General features: G+C 55.6%; 16 protein-coding genes. 7 read left to right on the top strand and 9 right to left on the bottom strand.

What is annotated here, in order from left to right:
- The first annotated feature begins 102 nt into the window (after positions 1-102).
- From fabI to osmB, 6 genes are all read left to right on the top strand, one after another.
- Positions 103-891 carry an enoyl-ACP reductase FabI gene (fabI, locus tag KOSB73_RS14395; RefSeq protein WP_004139494.1) on the top strand — a complete coding sequence of 263 codons (789 nt, stop codon included), beginning with the start codon at positions 103-105 and terminating at the stop codon, positions 889-891.
- Positions 892-1073: 182 nt separating this feature from the next.
- Positions 1074-2231 (top strand): carboxymuconolactone decarboxylase family protein, encoded by a 1158-nt coding sequence (locus KOSB73_RS14390; protein ID WP_064371699.1) that lies wholly within the window; start codon positions 1074-1076, stop codon positions 2229-2231.
- 81 nt (positions 2232-2312) lie between these two features.
- On the top strand, positions 2313-4247 hold the full coding sequence (locus KOSB73_RS14385) for an exoribonuclease II (RefSeq protein WP_098140608.1): 1935 nt from the start codon (positions 2313-2315) through the stop codon (positions 4245-4247).
- Between the two features lie 177 nt (positions 4248-4424).
- Entirely contained in the window at positions 4425-4607 is a 183-nt protein-coding gene (locus KOSB73_RS14380; RefSeq protein ID WP_004121231.1) for a YciZ family protein, read from the top strand.
- 72 nt (positions 4608-4679) lie between these two features.
- The gene (yciT, locus tag KOSB73_RS14375; RefSeq protein WP_024359422.1) at positions 4680-5429 is read left to right on the top strand and encodes a DNA-binding transcriptional regulator YciT; all 750 of its coding nucleotides are present in this window, start codon (positions 4680-4682) and stop codon (positions 5427-5429) included.
- A 264-nt stretch (positions 5430-5693) separates the two neighbouring features.
- Entirely contained in the window at positions 5694-5912 is a 219-nt protein-coding gene (gene osmB / locus KOSB73_RS14370; protein ID WP_004139496.1) for an osmotically-inducible lipoprotein OsmB, read from the top strand.
- A 97-nt stretch (positions 5913-6009) separates the two neighbouring features.
- Here the strand turns inward: osmB and yciH are convergent, their stop codons facing one another.
- From yciH to pgpB, 5 genes are all read right to left on the bottom strand, one after another.
- Entirely contained in the window at positions 6010-6336 is a 327-nt protein-coding gene (gene yciH / locus KOSB73_RS14365) for a stress response translation initiation inhibitor YciH (protein ID WP_004139508.1), read from the bottom strand.
- Positions 6336-7073, bottom strand: coding sequence for an orotidine-5'-phosphate decarboxylase (gene pyrF / locus KOSB73_RS14360; RefSeq protein ID WP_049130011.1), 738 nt, complete (start codon positions 7071-7073; stop codon positions 6336-6338). Before pyrF ends, yciH begins: the two co-directional genes overlap by 1 nt.
- A 191-nt stretch (positions 7074-7264) precedes the next feature.
- Positions 7265-8434: a lipopolysaccharide assembly protein LapB gene (gene lapB, locus KOSB73_RS14355; RefSeq protein ID WP_004139516.1), complete on the bottom strand. Its 1170-nt coding sequence runs from the start codon at positions 8432-8434 to the stop codon at positions 7265-7267.
- A 6-nt stretch (positions 8435-8440) separates the two neighbouring features.
- Positions 8441-8749: a LapA family protein gene (locus KOSB73_RS14350; protein WP_004139517.1), complete on the bottom strand. Its 309-nt coding sequence runs from the start codon at positions 8747-8749 to the stop codon at positions 8441-8443.
- 135 nt (positions 8750-8884) lie between these two features.
- Positions 8885-9652, bottom strand: a complete 768-nt coding sequence (gene pgpB, locus KOSB73_RS14345; protein ID WP_049086276.1) for a phosphatidylglycerophosphatase B — start codon at positions 9650-9652, stop codon at positions 8885-8887.
- A 161-nt stretch (positions 9653-9813) separates the two neighbouring features.
- Here pgpB and ribA point away from each other — a divergent pair, with 161 nt between their 5' ends.
- On the top strand, positions 9814-10404 hold the full coding sequence (gene ribA, locus KOSB73_RS14340; RefSeq protein WP_004139521.1) for a GTP cyclohydrolase II: 591 nt from the start codon (positions 9814-9816) through the stop codon (positions 10402-10404).
- Positions 10405-10460: 56 nt separating this feature from the next.
- Here the strand turns inward: ribA and acnA are convergent, their stop codons facing one another.
- The 4 genes from acnA to topA all read right to left on the bottom strand — a co-directional run bounded on the left by acnA (position 10461) and on the right by topA (position 17842).
- A complete protein-coding gene (gene acnA / locus KOSB73_RS14335; RefSeq protein ID WP_098140607.1) occupies positions 10461-13133 on the bottom strand; it encodes an aconitate hydratase AcnA in 2673 nt (890 codons plus the stop codon).
- Between the two features lie 394 nt (positions 13134-13527).
- Positions 13528-13695, bottom strand: coding sequence for a YmiA family putative membrane protein (locus KOSB73_RS14330; RefSeq protein WP_004139526.1), 168 nt, complete (start codon positions 13693-13695; stop codon positions 13528-13530).
- A 245-nt stretch (positions 13696-13940) separates the two neighbouring features.
- Complete coding sequence (gene cysB, locus KOSB73_RS14325) at positions 13941-14915, bottom strand: HTH-type transcriptional regulator CysB (RefSeq protein ID WP_004121248.1); 975 nt, start codon at positions 14913-14915, stop codon at positions 13941-13943.
- Positions 14916-15244: 329 nt separating this feature from the next.
- Positions 15245-17842 carry a type I DNA topoisomerase gene (gene topA, locus KOSB73_RS14320; RefSeq protein ID WP_024359426.1) on the bottom strand — a complete coding sequence of 866 codons (2598 nt, stop codon included), beginning with the start codon at positions 17840-17842 and terminating at the stop codon, positions 15245-15247.
- Positions 17843-17906: the final 64 nt, after the last annotated feature.

The following is a 17906-nucleotide window of genomic DNA, read 5'->3' as shown; positions in this document are numbered from 1 at the left end:
TGGGATATAATTCCCGGCTAAATTTGAGTTATTTTGAAATGACAACGCTAACTTAATGATTGTTAAAGTAAAAATACGCAATAACGATAAGGATTAAAAGCTATGGGTTTTCTTTCCGGTAAGCGCATTCTGTTGACTGGCCTTGCCAGCAAACTGTCCATCGCCTACGGCATCGCGCAAGCCATGCACCGTGAAGGGGCTGAACTGGCGTTCACCTATCAGAACGACAAACTGAAAGGTCGTGTGGAAGAATTTGCCGCCGCGCTGGGCTCTAATATCGTCCTGCCGTGCGATGTCGCGGAAGATGAGAGCATCGAGTCTCTGTTCACCGAACTGGCAAAAGTATGGCCGAAGTTCGACGGTTTCGTTCACTCCATCGGCTTTGCGCCGGCAGACCAACTGGACGGCGACTACGTTAACGCGGTGACCCGTGAAGGTTTCAAAATCGCTCACGATATCAGCGCCTACAGCTTTGTGGCGATGGCGAAAGCCTGCCGCGGTATGCTGAACCCGGGCTCCGCCCTGCTGACGCTCTCCTACCTGGGCGCAGAGCGCGCCATCCCGAACTACAACGTGATGGGCCTGGCGAAAGCCTCTCTTGAAGCTAACGTGCGCTACATGGCGAACGCCATGGGCCCGGAAGGCGTTCGCGTCAACGCTATCTCCGCCGGTCCGATCCGTACCCTGGCGGCATCCGGTATTAAAGATTTCCGTAAGATGCTGGCGCACTGCGAAGCGGTCACCCCGATCCGTCGCACCGTCACCACTGAAGACGTCGGCAACAGCGCAGCCTTCCTGTGCTCCGACCTGTCTGCCGGCATCTCCGGCGAAGTCGTTCACGTTGACGGCGGCTTCAGCATCGCCGCGATGAACGAGCTGGAACTGAAATAAGTTCTTCACCCTCCTCGCATCCGTGAGGAGGGTTCTTTCCCCCGCGCTTTCCTGCTGTTATTCCAATCCGCTATTTGTTAGCACGTATCAATATTTTCTCCCGCTCCAGGGTTAAGCCAGGATAGTTCCGCATAGCATGACCGCGAAACGGCGGTTTGCCACATACCGAACAAGGAACGCCCATGGAGCAACGCCGCGTTTACGGCAAAAACCACTGGTATCATGAGACCCAGTCAACAATCTGCCCGGTGGATGTATTGCCGCTCGTCCCAGAAGCCGCCCACGTCGAAGATCGTTTTCTACTCGATCTGACGCTCCCCGAAGAGCTGCTCGAGGCGCATGCGCGCTGGCTTACGCCCGCCCGGCGGCTGGCAGATGCCCTCTTCCCCACGTCAGTGACGGTTAATCGTCTGCAGACGTTTAGCGCCTACGATCGGCTGAGTACGGCGCTGACCGTCGCCCAGGTTTATGGCGTACAGCGCCTGTGCAATCACTACGCCGCCCGGCTGGCGCCGCTTCCCGGTCCGGACTCCTCGCGCGAGAGCAACCGTCGCCTGGCGCAGATTACCCAGTACGCACGCCAGCTCGCGAGCTCTCCTTCGCTGATTAACGCACTCTCCCGCAGCCAGCTAGATGAAGTTGGGCTGACCAGTCGCGATATTATCCTCATCAATCAGATCATTGGCTTTATCAGCTTCCAGGCTCGCGCTATCGCCGCATTCCATGCCGCGCTGGGCTACCCGGTGCGCTGGATCCCCGGCATGCCGCAGCAGGAAGATGCTCCAGAAGCGCTTTTCGACACGAGGGGGAGTGATTGGCAGCCAGGGCTTGACGATTCCGACTTGCGCTATGCCGACGATGATCGCCAGTCTCTTTTAGCGAACTGGCAAAAACATCCGGGCCTTTTCGAACTGGCTCCGCTGCTGGCGGCCCAGGAACCTCCGCTGGCGCTACAGGAACAGCTTCTGACCCATCTTAGCGGCCAACAGCCGTTCGCCGCGCAGGTGGCGCTGATAGCCGCGCGGATTAATGGCAGCGTCAGCTGCTTTAACGCCTGGGCTTCGCGATGTCCAGATTTGGCCGATCTCACGGACGCTTTGCGCGGTAATGAATCCGGCGTCCAGGCATGGGGAGACACCCCGTCAATTGAGCGCCAGCTTTTACAATCCGTACAGCTTTTGACCCGCGCGCCCGACCGCTTCAGCGCCGCCCAGCTAACTCCCCTCACTGAATACGGGCTTTCCCGAAGCGCGGCTATCGATCTTCTCGCCTGGTGCGGGCTGTGCGGTTGGATGAATCGGCTGAAAATCGCCCTCGGCAATGTAGGTCAGGAGACGTAAATTGCTGAAACAGCGCTTGCTGCGGCAGGCATATTCGCGTAAAAATGTCAGCCGCTCTTTTAGCCACGAAAATACGAAATTATGTTTCAGGACAACCCGCTGCTAGCGCAGCTTAAACAGCAACTGCATTCCCAGACTCCGCGCGTTGAAGGGGTCGTTAAGGGGACGGAAAAAGGGTTTGGCTTCCTCGAAGTCGACTCGCAGAAAAGCTATTTCATTCCGCCGCCGCAAATGAAAAAAGTGATGCATGGCGATCGTATTATCGCCGTGGTCAATACTGAAAAAGAACGCGAAAGCGCTGAACCGGAAGAACTGGTTGAGCCGTTCCTGACGCGTTTTGTCGGCAAAGTTCATAAAAAAGACGATCGTCTTTCTATCGTTCCTGACCATCCGCTGCTGAAAGATGCCATTCCCTGCCGCGCCGCGCGCGGCGTAGAGCATGATTTTAAAGAGGGTGACTGGGCCGTTGCCGAAATGCGCCGTCATCCGCTGAAAGGCGACCGTGGTTTCTACGCTGAGCTCACCCAGTACATTACCTACGGCGACGATCATTTCGTACCATGGTGGGTCACCCTGGCGCGTCACAATCTGGAAAAAGAAGCGCCGGACGGCGTGGCGACCGAGATGCTTGATGAAGGTCTGGACCGCCGCGATTTAACGGAACTGGCTTTCGTGACCATCGATAGCGCCAGCACCGAAGATATGGACGATGCGCTGTACGTCGAGCAGAACGCTGACGGTAAACTGCACCTGACCGTCGCTATCGCCGATCCGACCGCCTGGATTGCCGAAGGCAGCAAGCTGGACAACACGGCGAAAATTCGCGCCTTTACCAACTATCTGCCTGGCTTCAACATTCCGATGCTGCCGCGCGAGCTCTCGGACGACCTCTGCTCTCTGCGCCCCAACGCGGTTCGCCCGGTGCTGGCCTGCCGCATGATCCTCGCTGATAACGGAACCATCGAAGACGATATTCAGTTCTTCGCGGCGACCATCGAGTCGAAAGCGAAGCTGGCCTACGATGATGTTTCCGACTGGCTGGAAAACAACGGCAGCTGGCAGCCGGACAGCGAGACTATCGCCCGGCAAATTAAACTGCTGCAGGAGGTCTGCCTGCGTCGTAGCGAATGGCGTAAAAACCACGCGCTGGTGTTCAAAGACCGCCCGGATTATCGCTTTGTGTTGGGCGAAAAAGGCGAAGTGCTGGATATCGTTGCCGAACCGCGCCGCATCGCTAACCGTATCGTTGAAGAGTCAATGATCGCCGCCAACATCTGCGCCGCCCGCGTGCTGCGCGATAAGCTCGGTTTCGGCGTTTATAACGTGCATACCGGATTCGATCCGGCCAACACCGAACAGCTCGCGGCCTTACTGAAGACGCACGACGTGCACGTTGACCCGGTGGAAGTGCTGACGCTGGAAGGCTTCTGCAAGCTGCGTCGCGAGCTGGACGCGCAGCCGTCCGGTTTCCTCGACAGCCGTATTCGCCGCTTCCAGTCGTTTGCAGAAATTAGCACCGAGCCGGGCCCGCACTTCGGCCTCGGTCTTGAGGCCTATGCGACCTGGACCTCCCCGATCCGTAAGTACGGCGATATGATCAACCATCGTCTGCTGAAAGCGATTATTAAAGGGGAAGCGATCTCCCGTCCGCAGGATGATGTTGCGGTACAAATGGCTGAACGCCGCCGCCTCAACCGCATGGCGGAGCGCGATGTCGGAGACTGGCTGTACGCCCGCTATCTGAATCCGCAGGCCGGTACCACTACCCGCTTTGCGGCTGAGATTATCGATGTCAGCCGCGGCGGCATGCGCGTGCGCCTGGTTGATAACGGCGCGGTTGCCTTTATCCCGGCGCCGTTCCTTCACGCCGTGCGCGATGAGCTGGTGTGCAGCCAGGAAAACGGCACCGTGCAGATTAAAGGCGAAGTCGTCTACAAAGTCACGGATGTGATCGATGTGACGATTGCCGAAGTCCGTATGGAAACCCGTAGCGTGATTGCGCGTCCTGCCGCCTGATAACTGCCCTGTGCGGCTCCCTTAAACGGAGCCGCATTTTTATCCCTTCCAGCTGTTTTTCTGCGCGTTGCCTACGAATCATCGTAGATGGATTAGTTTGTGCGTTTTTTTCGCTTCTCTTTTTCATCCGTTTTTAGCATCATTGATTTTATTCATATTTGTAACCAGGATAACGCCATGTCAGATCTGAATGCCCGCCTGCTCGCCCAACGAATCGATACCGTGCTGGATATTCTGGTTGCCGGGGATTATCACTCCGCGATCCATAATCTGGAAATCCTCAAAGCTGAGCTGCAGGCGCTTTCCAGCGACGAACAGGAAAATAAACCCGGTCAGCCTAAAGCCCCGTGGGAAATTTGATAATCTCCATCGCCGCAATCGGCCACCCAGGGCCGATCGCTCGCCCAAATAGCCCTTAACTGCGAAGTTGCTATGAACGCCCGACAACAAAGTATTTTGCAAATGGTCATCGACAAAGGCCGTATGAGCGTGGCCGATCTCGCGAAGATGACCGGTGTCTCTGAAGTCACCATTCGCCAGGATTTGAATTCACTCGAGAAGCAGAGCTATCTGCGCCGTACTCACGGCTTCGCCGTTCCGCTGGATAGCGAAGATGTGGAAACCCGCATGATGACCAACTTCGCCATTAAGCGAGAGCTGGCTGCGCGGGCCGCAACGCGCGTTTCGTCCGGAGAAACGGTGTTTATCGAGAACGGGAGCTGCAACGCCCTGCTCGCCCGTACGCTTGCCGAGCGCGGCGATATCACCATCATCACCGTCAGCAGCTATATTGCGCATCTGCTGAAAGAGACGCCCGGAGAAGTGATCCTGCTGGGCGGGATTTATCAAAAGCGCAGCGAAAGTATGGTTGGCCCACTGACCCGCCAGTTTATTCAGCAGGTCCACTTCAGCAAGGCCTTTATCGGCATTGACGGCTGGCAGGCTGAAACCGGATTTACCGGACGGGATATGATGCGCGCCGACGTGGTTAACGCGGTGCTGGAAAAGGGCTGTGAGGCGATTGTGCTGAGCGATAGCTCTAAATTTAACGTGGTTCATCCCTATCCGCTCGGGCCGATAGAACGGTTTAACCGTATTATCACCGACGATAATCTCAATGATGCCGTGCGCAGCCAGCTAATCGAATGCGGTTTAGCCGTCGATATCGTTAACCACCCCTGATCCTGCCCTCACTTTGCCGGGGCTGCCCGGCATCGCTATCGTCTGAGACTTTTCTGACACCTGAATTCAGACTTTTTACCTGCCTGAAAAATTTATAGAAAGTAGAATTAATGTTAGCGATATAACAGGGAGTAACTATCACCTGCGTGATTAGAGTAACACCTGCGCAACTAAAGCTTCATGGAATAACCCCTGAGCAAGAGTAACAAGCTATGCTTAAGGGAAGTTGTATCCATGAATAGATTATTCAGGAGAAAAAAAATGATGACTTCAATGAACAAAAAAATGGCCGCGGTAGTTCTGGCCGTCACTGTTGCAATGTCTCTGAGCGCTTGTTCTAACTGGTCTAAACGCGACCGCAACACCGCTATCGGCGCAGGCGCCGGTGCGCTGGGTGGCGCGGTATTAACTGACGGTAGCACCCTGGGCACCCTGGGCGGCGCGGCAGTCGGCGGTATTATCGGCCACCAGGTGGGTAAATAATATTAACCACGAACAATAATATGAAAGTTTATATTAGCTGACGAGTACACCAGCACAAAAATGAAGGCCACGATATTTATCGTGGCCTTATTATTAATTAACCGCCTGCCAGCTTAACTTTCATGCCTTTGGCTTCCAGAAGCGATTTGAGCAAGTCACGCTTATCGCCCTGAATCTCAATCACGCCATCCTTAACCGCTCCGCCGCAGCCGCATTTCTTTTTCAGCTCGGCAGCAAGCTTCGCCAGCGCGTCGTCACTTTCATCAATACCGCTAATCAGGCATACGCCCTTACCCTTACGCCCGCTGGTCTGCCGCTGAATACGTACGATACCGTCCCCTTTCGGGCGCGCTTGCGCCGGTTTGGGTTCATCAATACGGCCGCTGTCCGTTGAATACACCAGACGGCTGTTGGAATCGTTCATCATGCCCCCGTGTTCAACGATGCGTTAATGCCGCGCAGGGTGGCGGCAGGATCGGCAGACTGCGTTACCGGACGACCAATCACCATGTAATCAACCCCCGCCGCCTGCGCCTGTTCCGGCGTCATAATGCGCCGCTGGTCACCCGCATCGCTACCTTGTGGACGAATGCCGGGCGTCACCAGCCTGAACGCCTGGCCCAGCTCTTGCTTAAAGCGAACCGCTTCCTGCGCCGAGCAGACTACGCCATCCAGTCCGCAGCGCTGGGTCAGCGCCGCCAGCTTCGCGGCGTAGTCAGCCGGAGAAAGCGTAATGCCCAGATCCAGCAGATCGCTGGCTTCCATGCTGGTTAATACCGTGACCGCAATCAGCAGCGGCGCCTCTTTTCCGAATGGCTGCAGGGCTTCACGCGCGGCGGTCATCATACGCGCGCCGCCGGAGGCATGAACGTTGACCATCCAGACGCCCAGCTCTGCCGCAGCGGCGACCGCACGCGCCGTGGTATTCGGGATATCGTGGAACTTCAGATCGAGGAAAACCTCAAAACCGCGCTGGTGCAGGTCGCGAACAAACTGCGGCCCCAGCAGGGTAAACATCTCTTTGCCCACCTTCAGGCGGCAGTCGCGCGGGTCGATACGGTCGACAAACGCCAGCGCTTTATCACGGTTATCATAATCGAGAGCAACGACGATGGGAGAGGATGTGACAACGCGGGAAGAAGATGTAGCAGTAGACGTCATGACCGGACCTTAATTGTTGATGAGCGCCGGTTCGGCGCAAAAAAGGTAAACGGGCAGCATTCTACCTGCGATAAGCCGAAAATAACAGGCTGCATTTCCCTTCCTGCCGGACGACGTGTGCGCCATAGCTGGAGGAGATGACGCAAATACCCCCAAGTATGTTGTAACTAAAGTGCGGTTTTTTTTTAAATTTACTGCCCGTCCAGTCCGCGAATGGGCTTAATCGTTGACCACGACCGGCAGGACGGACAGTGCCAGTACAGCGTATGAGCGGTAAAACCACACTTCTGGCAGCGGTAGCGCGGTTTGCTGCGGACCTGCTCGCCCACCATATGGCGCAGAACGCCCAGGCTCTCCTTCGCGCGCCCCTCTTCAGCTTCATTGATATGGTAGTCGATGAGCTTATGGAACACGCGCATCGTCGGATGGCGCTCCAGCTGGCGAGTCACGTAGTTTTGCGCGGACTCGGCACCTTCCCGCTGTTCAAGGATCTGCGCCAGCATCAAGTCCGCTGTCGCGCCGGTATTTTCCTCTGCGCAGCGGCGTAAAAAGGCTTCCCACTCGTCGATTTTACCCAACTGCTGGTAGCAGGTTTGCAGCATCTCCAGGGTTTCACCCACCAGCTCTTTATCCTGCTCAATCACCCGCTCAAGGCTCTCTACGGCTTTCGCATAGTCGCCCTTTTCCATCCAGACCCGGCCCATCATGATCGAGACGCGAGCGCTATTGCGGTCCGCGGCGGCGCCCTTCCTCAGCAGCGCCATCGCTTTGTCGAGATCGTTACCCGCCATTTGCTGCAGCGCCAGTTCACACCAGAAATTGGCGATTTCACCGCGATGCTTATCTTTGCCCAGCTTAACCAGACGTTCGGCCACTTCTATCGCCGACTGCCAGTCGCTGGTCGCCTGATAAATTTGCAGCAGCTGCTGCAGCGCGCTCAGGCGAAAATCCGTCTCGTCTACCAGCTGTTTAAACATCCCCTCAGCCCGGTCATAGAGCCCGGCGGCCATATAATCTCGCCCCAGCTGCTGGACGGCCAGCAGGCGCTGGTCGTAGGTTAACGAGGCGCTTTCCATTAAGCTCTGATGGATGCGAATAGCGCGGTCAACCTCACCGCGCGAGCGGAAGAGATTGCCCAGCGTAAGGTGGGCTTCGACGGTGCCGGTGTCCTCTTTCAGCATATCGAGGAACAGATCGACGGCTTTATCCTGCTGATTGCTCAGCAGGAAGTTAACCCCTGTTACGTAATCACGCGACAGACGGCTCGCATCGTCCTGTTTGGACTGTTGTGCACTTCTGCGCCCCATATACCAGCCATAGGCTGCGGCCACGGGCAAAAGCAGAAACAACAACTCCAGCATAAATGATTATTCCTTCACCGCAGGAACGCCGGCTTCGGCAGGCGTTGCGCTGGCTGGCGCGATCTGGTGCTCCAGACGTTTAATTTTACGCTCGGCGCGCGCCAGAGAGACGCGAACGCGCAGCCAGAAAAGGCCGCATATCAGCCAGCCGATAGCAAAACCGGCAGCAAAAAGCACGGCCAGCAGCGTCGAAATACGGAACTCACCCTGCGCGAGGAGATAGTTGAACGTGACCAACTGGTCATTCTGCGCGCCCAGGGTCACCGAAATGACGAAGATGGCTAACACCAGTAAGAAAATAAGAAAATATTTCACATGACTTCCCGTTCTGTGGGTTGCGCGAAAAAATCCCGCGTTCAGCCCTATAAAGTATCATTTTCGCCGCAGCGGTGAAATGGAAATGCATGACACCCGTAAAGGATATGCGGCCTGATACGGCTAATATCAACATTATTCCGGCGCTGCCGCCCTTTTTTTAATATCCTGCGCCTCTTCTCCCGGCGGCGATAGCGGCCCGCAGAACCGCTGGGCAAGCCAGGTCGCCAGGGTCACCAGCAGCCAGGAGATCAGCGTCGCGACGATCAGGTCCTGCGGCCAGTGCATGCCCAGCGCCAGGCGGCTTCCCATCACCGCCGTCGCCCACGTCAGCAGCAGCGCAATGGTGACCCAGCGACGGCGCGGCCACAGTAAGCCCACGCCGAGCAGCGCCCAGCTGGCGGCGAACATCGTATGGCCAGAAGGGAAAGCGAAGCCGGTCTCTTTTTGCCAGTGCTTACGCAAAAATTTAGGAATCTGCTGCTCTTGCGCCAGCTGTTCATGCACCAGTTTAGCGCGATCTTTGCGTTTCAACGCGTAGAATTGCGTGACCGGCACCTGCCGCGTCTGTTCCAGCCAGATAACAAAGGGACGAGGCTCCTGTACGCGGTCTTTGAGCCACGACTTCATACCCTGCCCAACCAGTATCGCTGCGGCCAAAATGAGAAACAGCACTATCGCCGCTCGCAGACGAAAACGCAGGCACCACAGAAACCAGGCACATAAGATAACGTGCGTGATAATCCCCCAGGGTTGCGTCACCGTTTCAGTTATCCAGTACAGCAGCTTCATCGCCCCTGCCGACAGCCCCGGATGCCATTTCCAGCCGGTAATCCAAATCACAGCGGGCATGATTAATAACAGGGCCGCGCCAACGGCGGTTCGTCTGGCAATCAACAGCATCTCGTCTCCTTTTCATTGACCTCAATATCATAACGGAAAGTAGTTCGTTTGTGCGCTTTGCGCGCAGGTAACCCTACGCAATTAGGAGAACGTCGCGCCATTGTGGCAAAATAGCGGCAAACAGAAGCACAGTCAGGTGCTGATAGAATCTGGAGAATCACATGCAGCTTAAACGTGTGGCAGAAGCCAAACTGCCAACCCCATGGGGCGATTTTCTCATGGTGGGTTTTGAAGAACTGGCAACCGGGCAGGATCACGTCGCGCTGGTCTTTGGCGATATTTCGGGGCAATCCCCGGTTCTGGCTCGCGTACACTCTGAGTGTTTAACGGGCGACGCCCTTTTTAGCCTGCGCTGTGATTGCGGATTTCAACTGGAAGCGGCGCTGTCGCATATTGCCGAAGAGGGACGCGGCATCCTGCTGTACCACCGTCAGGAAGGGCGCAATATCGGCCTGCTGAACAAAATCCGCGCCTACGCTTTACAGGATCAAGGCTATGACACCGTTGAAGCCAACCATCAGCTGGGCTTTGCCGCCGATGAGCGCGATTTCACGCTGTGCGCAGATATGTTTAAGCTGCTCAACGTCGACCAGGTACGCCTGCTGACCAACAACCCGAAGAAGGTCGAGATCCTCACTGAAGCGGGAATCAATATTGTGGAGCGCGTGCCGCTGATTGTGGGGCGCAACCCGAAAAATGCCCACTATCTGGACACCAAGGCCGCCAAAATGGGGCACCTGCTGAGTCAGTAATGCCGTTGAAAATGAAGGGCCAGCCTGTGCTGGCCCTTTTTATATCAGACGCGACTTTACAGCATATTGCGGATCACATAGTGCAAAATACCGTCGTTCTGATAGTAGGTCAGCTCCGTCGCGGTATCGATACGGCAGCGGCAATCAATCACTTCCTGCCGACCATCCGCGCGGGTCAGCGTGACCGGCACCGTCATACCTGGCTGCAAAGCCTGCAGGTTGCTGATATCTATCCGCTCCTCGCCGTTTAGCCCCAGCGTTTTGCGCGTCACCCCCTGCGGAAACTCCAGCGGCAGGATCCCCATGCCAATCAGGTTGGAGCGGTGGATACGCTCGAAGGACTCGGCAATCACCACCCTGACGCCGAGCAGACGCGGTCCTTTAGCCGCCCAGTCGCGGCTGGAGCCGGAACCGTACTCTTTGCCTGCGATCACCGCCAGCGGCGTCCCCTCTTCTTTGTAGAGCATGGCGGCATCGTAAATAGCGATCGGCTGAGTATCCGGAAGATGACGAGTCATCCCCCCTTCCACGCCGGGGACCATTTCGTTACGAATACGAATATTGGCAAACGTCCCGCGCATCATGACTTCGTGGTTGCCGCGACGGGAGCCGTAGGAGTTAAAATCAATACGTTCGACGCCGTGATTTTGCAGATAACGGCCCGCAGGGCTATCGGCTTTAATGCTGCCCGCCGGGGAGATATGGTCGGTGGTAACCGAGTCGCCCAACATGGCGAGAATGCGCGCGCCGTGAATATCCTCTACCGGTTTAGGCTCAACGCCCATTTCATCAAAGAATGGCGACAGGCGGATGTAGGTGGAATCATTCTGCCAGTCGTAGGTATCAGAGCGATCCACTTTTATCGCCTTCCACTCGGCGGTCCCTTCAAACACTTCGGCATACTCTTTGCGGAACATCTCCGTTGATACCTGCTCAACCGCTTGCGCCACTTCGATTCCGCTCGGCCAGATATCTTTCAGATACACCGGCTGGCCGTCTTTCCCCGTGCCTAACGGCTCACGGGTCAGGTCGAGATTCATATTCCCCGCCAGGGCGTAGGCGACCACCAGCGGCGGCGAAGCCAGCCAGTTGGTTTTTACCAGCGGATGAATGCGTCCCTCAAAGTTGCGGTTCCCGGAGAGCACCGCCCCGACGGTCAGATCGCCCTGCTTGATGGCACGCTCAATCGGGTCAGGTAATGGGCCTGAGTTACCGATACAGGTGGTACAGCCATAACCGACCAGGTTAAAGCCCAGCTCATCCAGCCAGGGCGTCAGCTTTGCGTGGGCCAGATAGTCGGAAACGACCTTCGATCCGGGCGCCAGCGACGCTTTCACCCACGGCTGCGGTTTCAGACCCCGCTCAACGGCTTTTTTGGCCAGCAAGCCGGCGGCCATCAGGACGCTGGGGTTTGACGTGTTAGTACAGGAGGTGATAGCGGCAATCACCACCGCCCCGTCAGGCAGCGAATACTGCTGTCCGTTGAGCGTATAGTCGATTGGCCGTTTATCTTTCTGCGCGTGGTTGACTTCCAGCTCGGTGCTGGCGGCAAAGGCCTGGGGAACATCGCCGAGCGCTACGCGGTCCTGCGGGCGCTTCGGTCCGGCCAGGCTCGCTTCGACGGTATCCATATCCAGCGCCAGGGTGCTGGTGAATACCGGCTCATCTCCGGGCTGACGCCACATACCCTGCGCTTTCGCATAGGCTTCCACCAGCGCCACCTGCTCTTCGCTGCGCCCGGTAAGGCGCATATAGTCAAGCGTAACCGCATCAATCGGAAAGAAGCCGCAGGTCGCGCCATACTCCGGCGACATATTGGCGATCGTCGCGCGGTCCGCCAGCGGCAGCGAATCAAGGCCGTCGCCGTAGAATTCAACAAACTTACCAACGACGCCGTGTTTGCGCAGCATCTGGGTCACCGTCAGGACCAGGTCAGTCGCGGTAATGCCTTCACGAAGCTTGCCGCTCAGTTTAAAGCCGACGACGTCCGGTATTAGCATGGATACCGGCTGCCCCAGCATCGCGGCTTCTGCTTCAATACCGCCGACGCCCCAGCCCAGGACGCCTAAACCGTTAATCATCGTGGTATGGGAATCGGTGCCGACCAGGGTGTCGGGAAAAGCCACCCACTCGCCGTTTTGCTGTTCGCTCCACACCGCCCGTCCAAGGTATTCGAGGTTTACCTGGTGGCAAATACCGGTACCCGGCGGTACCACGCTGAAGCGGCTAAATGCCTGCTGCCCCCAGCGCAAAAAGACGTAGCGCTCATGGTTGCGCTCCATCTCCAGTCGGACGTTCTCTTCAAAAGCATCATCGTCGCCAAAGCGGTCGACGGTGACCGAGTGGTCAATCACCAGGTCGACGGGCGAAAGCGGGTTCACTTTAGCGGTATCGCCGCCCAGGCGTTTGACCGCTTCGCGCATCGCCGCCAGGTCCACCACGGCGGGAACCCCGGTAAAGTCCTGCATCAGAACGCGCGCCGGACGGTAGGCGATCTCCCTGTCAGCATGGGCATGCTTCAGCCATCCGGCCAGGGCATGAATATCTTCGGCGGTCACGGAATCACCGTCTTGCCAGCGCAGCAGGTTTTCCAGTAGCACTTTGAGCGATTTGGGCAAGCGCGAGAGATCGCCCAGTTGTTTGGCGGCCAGCGGTAAGCTGTAGTAATGCCAGGTTTTATCTTTAACCTGTAGCGTATCCTTGCTGGCTGCTCGTAGGGTTGACGACATAGCTCCTCCTTTACCTTAGGGATAGCATCCCCTGATCCTCCTCAGGGTCATTATTAAAGATAACACATCTTTGATGTAACATTTTGATAACAACCCAAATTGCTAAAATAGGCTTAACGCATAAAGACAGGAAATTTGAATAATGAGGGCGGATATATTGAGAAGGATTGAAGAAGACAGGTGTGTATCGGCGACCGTGGCGTATTAGTACACAAGTACAAAGAAGAACTAATCGCCATTATTCTGGCGATTAGTTCAATAGCGTAAATTTATCGAGCGAGTGTAAAAAGGGAAAAATTATATCCTCCTTATTGCCGCTATTTTATCCGATGGAATATTACTCAATATTTCACTTGTCATAAAAATGACACAACCATTTTGACTGGAAGGTGCTCTAGCTTAGAAACCAAACGTTGCAGACAACCAGAGCAATGACGCTCCAGAACATCGCAAGCCCAAGGATAACGGCGCTCCAGGCCTTACTTCTCAAAACCGGATCTATCTCAGTCTTGTCACGTTCCTGTGACATCGCAAACTTCATATAATCGATATCACTAATCATTTTTTCACCACCAATCGCTAAGAATTTCTAACCACAGATAAATCTTAATTATGGATTGGCTATTAATCCAGTGAATTCGCTTCCCGGAAGATATCTTTGCTCATTAATTTGATCGCGGCAGGTATATTTGCAAATGTGGTACGAGGAGTTAACGAAAATTGTGATTCAGACGAGGTTTAGATATTCATTTTCAGGTCATTATAGGTTTTGGCATCCCCGAGAGGATGCCATTATTTTTTCTGCGGTTATTTTTCCGGTAATTTAATATCTTTGAACATCGCTTCGATATCTTCATTTGAGCGCAAAGCGACGGCGGTATCGACTACATCCCGCGTCAGATGCGGCGCAAATCGTTGAATAAAATCATACATATAGCTTCGCAAGAAGGTGCTGCGCCGGAAACCTATTTTCGTGGTGCTGTGGCTGAAAATACCGTTGGCGTCGAGCTTGACCAGGTCCGGGTCGGAAACCGGATCCACCGCCATACTGGCAATCACCCCTACCCCAAGGCCCAGACGCACGTAGGTTTTAATCACATCGGCGTCGGTGGCGGTGAAAACGATGCGCGGCGTTAAGCCGGCGCGATTAAAGGCGGTATCCAGCTCGGAACGACCGGTGAAGCCGAAGGTGTAAGTCACCAACGGATACTGCGCCAGCTCCTCAATCGATACCGACTCGCGCGAGGCCAGCGGGTGCTCTGGCGTGACGACCACGGAGCGGTTCCAGTGATAGCACGGCAGCATGACCAAATCATCATAGAGATGGAGCGCTTCGGTCGCGATAGCGAAGTCGGCATTGCCTTTCGACACCGCCTCGGCGATTTGCGTTGGCGACCCCTGATGCATGTGCAAGGAGACGCGGGGGTAGCGTTCGATAAAGCCTTTAATCACGCCCGGCAACGCGTAGCGGGCCTGAGTGTGGGTAGTCGCAACGTACAGGGAGCCCTTGTCTGGCCAGGTATGCTCACCCGCCACCGACTTGATCGCATCCACCTTCGATAAGACCTCGCGAGCGATGCGTATGATCTCCTGGCCTGCGGGAGTCACCTGGGTGAGATGTTTGCCGCTGCGGGCGAAAATCTGAATGCCCAGCTCATCCTCCAGCATGCGAACCTGCTTGCTGATGCCCGGCTGTGAGGTATACAGACCTTCGGCAGTCGAGGAGACGTTCAGATTATGGTTAACAACCTCAACGATATAGCGGAGCTGCTGTAGTTTCATGGCTGATATCCGATAGCACGTAAAATAAACCCGCTTAATACATTTTACGCTCAGGTCACTTGCCGGCGGGCGGATTGCCCCCCCAAGCCTGCGACTCGCCGTGTCGGCGCCACAACGTATCCTGAAGACGATGATGTATAAGACGATAAGATAATAAAAAAGAGATTAGCTATAACCACTATATCATTTATATCTACAGTGTATAGATACTAACAAAAAATAATAAGTCGGTTATAAGGCGAGAGACGATACAGAATAAATCTTGGATATCAGCAACATGCAGTGTTAAAAAAGGGCCGCGACGCGGCCCTTATTTCCGGTGATAGCAGTTACTTCTTCGCTTCAGTCCATTTGCCGTCAATATAGAAAGCTGACCAGCCGGTGGCTTTACCCTCTTTCTCTGACGCAACGTACTGCTGCTTAGTTTTACGACTAAAACGCACCATCGTTTTGTTGCCTTCCGGATCCTGCTGCGGCGCATCGGCCAGATAGCGCAGCTTCTCGGCCAGGCGGTCGCGGAAGCGGTACAGCTCTTCCACGAGCGGCGCGCGGGTTTCGCGCGATTTCGGGAAGGTGTTCGCGGCCAGGAAAACGCCCGCCGCGCCATCGCGCAGAACAAAGTAGGCGTCCGATTTCTCGCACGGCAGCTCCGGCAGCGGCACAGGATCTTCTTTCGGCGGCGCCACTTCCCCGTTACGCAGGATCTTACGGGTGTTTTTACACTCGTCGTTGGTGCAGGCCATATACTTACCAAAACGCCCCATCTTCAGGTGCATTTCAGAGCCACATTTCTCACACTCAACGATCGGGCCATCATAGCCCTTAATGCGGAACTCGCCCTCTTCAATCTCGTAGCCATCGCAGGTCGGGTTATTACCGCAGACGTGCAGCTTGCGCTTAGGATCGATGAGATAGCTGTCCATCGCCGTGCCGCATTTTTTACAGCGGCGTTTGGCGCGCAGCGCGTTGGTTTCAGCGTCCTCGCCTTCAAGCACGTTGAGAACTTCGTTTTCCGGCACCAGGTTAATGGTAGTTTTGCAGCGCTCTTTTGGCGACAGCGCATAGCCCGAACAGCCGAGGAAGACGCCGGTGCTGGCGGTGCGGATCCCCATCTTGCGCCCGCAGGTTGGGCAGTCGATGGTGGTCAGAACCATTGGGTTCGGCTGCATGCCGCCCTCTTCCGGATCTTTCTCCGCCGTTTGCAGCTGCGAGGTGAAGTCTCCGAAGAAGTTATCGAGAACCTGTTTCCATTCGGCCTGATGGTTGGCCACCTGGTCGAGGCGGTCTTCCATCTGCGCGGTGAAATCGTAGTTCATCAGATCGCGGAAGTTCTCTTCCAGACGATCGGTGACGATCTCGCCCATTTTTTCCGCATAAAAACGACGGTTTTCCACCCGCACATAGCCGCGATCCTGAATGGTCGAAATGATCGACGCATAGGTGGACGGGCGGCCGATGCCGCGTTTTTCCAGCTCTTTAACCAGCGAGGCTTCGCTAAAACGCGCCGGCGGCTTGGTAAAGTGCTGCGCGGGCGTCAGCTCGACCAGGCTCAGGCTTTCGCCCTTGTTGACCAGCGGTAAAGTACGATCTTCATCGCCTTTACGCAGGGCTGGCATCACTTTGGTCCAGCCGTCAAAGCGCAGCGTACGACCGCGCGCTTTCAGTTTGAAATCGCCGGCTTTCACCGTCAGGGTGGTGGAGTCGTACTGCGCTGGCGTCATCTGACAGGCGACAAACTGGCGCCAGATCAGCTGATACAGTTTCTGCGCATCAGATTCCATATCTTTTAACGTTTCGGCCAGCACGTTGACATCGGAAGGACGAATCGCTTCGTGCGCTTCCTGGGAGTTTTCTTTGCTGGCGTACTGGTTAGCGCTTTCCGGCAGATATTTCTTACCGAAGTTATCGCCAATATAGCCGCGCACCATATTCAGCGCGTCCTGGCTCAGGTTCGTGGAATCGGTACGCATATAGGTAATATGCCCCGCTTCGTAGAGGCGCTGCGCCATCATCATGGTTTTCTTCACGCCGAAGCCAAGACGCGTGCTGGCGGCCTGCTGGAGCGTGGAGGTGATAAACGGCGCGCCCGGCTTGCTGCTGGTCGGCTTGTCTTCACGCTCCAGCACGCTGTAGCTGGCTTTCTCAAGCAGCGCAACCGCTGCCATGGTTTCATCACGGCTCACCGGACGGAACGGCTTATCGCCGCTGTGGGTCACCTGCAGCGGTAACGCATCGCCGCCTGGCGTCGTAGTGCTGGCGTCAACTTCCCAGTACTCTTCCGGAACAAACGCCTTAATCTCACGCTCGCGTTCAACCACCAGACGTACGGCAACCGACTGGACGCGGCCTGCGGACAGACCACGGGCAATTTTTTTCCACAGCAGCGGAGAAACCATGTAACCCACCACGCGGTCCATAAAACGGCGCGCCTGCTGAGCGTTAACACGGTCAATATTCAGTTCGCCCGGCTTTTCGAAAGCCTGACGGATAGCATTCTTGGTGATCTCATTGAACACTACGCGGCTATAGCGCTGTTCATCACCGCCGATAACTTCCCGCAGGTGCCATGCGATGGCCTCCCCTTCGCGGTCAAGGTCGGTTGCGAGATAGATGTGGTCAGCTTTTTCCGCCAACTGTTTGAGTTCGGAAACAACCTTTTCTTTACCCGGGAGTATTTCATAGTGCGCATCCCAGTCATGCCATGGGTCCACGCCCATACGGTTGACCAGAGCGCCGCGTTCATCCTTCTTAGGCTTTTTAGCCCCTTTGGTGGAGGTAGAGTCGGCGCTCTTTTTGGAAGCTGAGCCACTGGTCGGCAAATCGCGGATATGACCGACGCTGGACTTAACCACGTAGTCATTACCCAGATACTTATTGATCGTTTTGGCTTTTGCCGGGGACTCAACGATAACGAGAGCTTTACCCATATTCACCTTTACCTAATTTGATTCATCCAGGAATACATCGCACATTGATTCACCATCCACTGGC

It is taken from the genome of Klebsiella grimontii (genome assembly GCF_900200035.1).
GTDB classification, from domain to species: Bacteria; Pseudomonadota; Gammaproteobacteria; order Enterobacterales; family Enterobacteriaceae; genus Klebsiella; species Klebsiella grimontii.
This window is presented reverse-complemented; position numbering and strand designations above follow the sequence as displayed.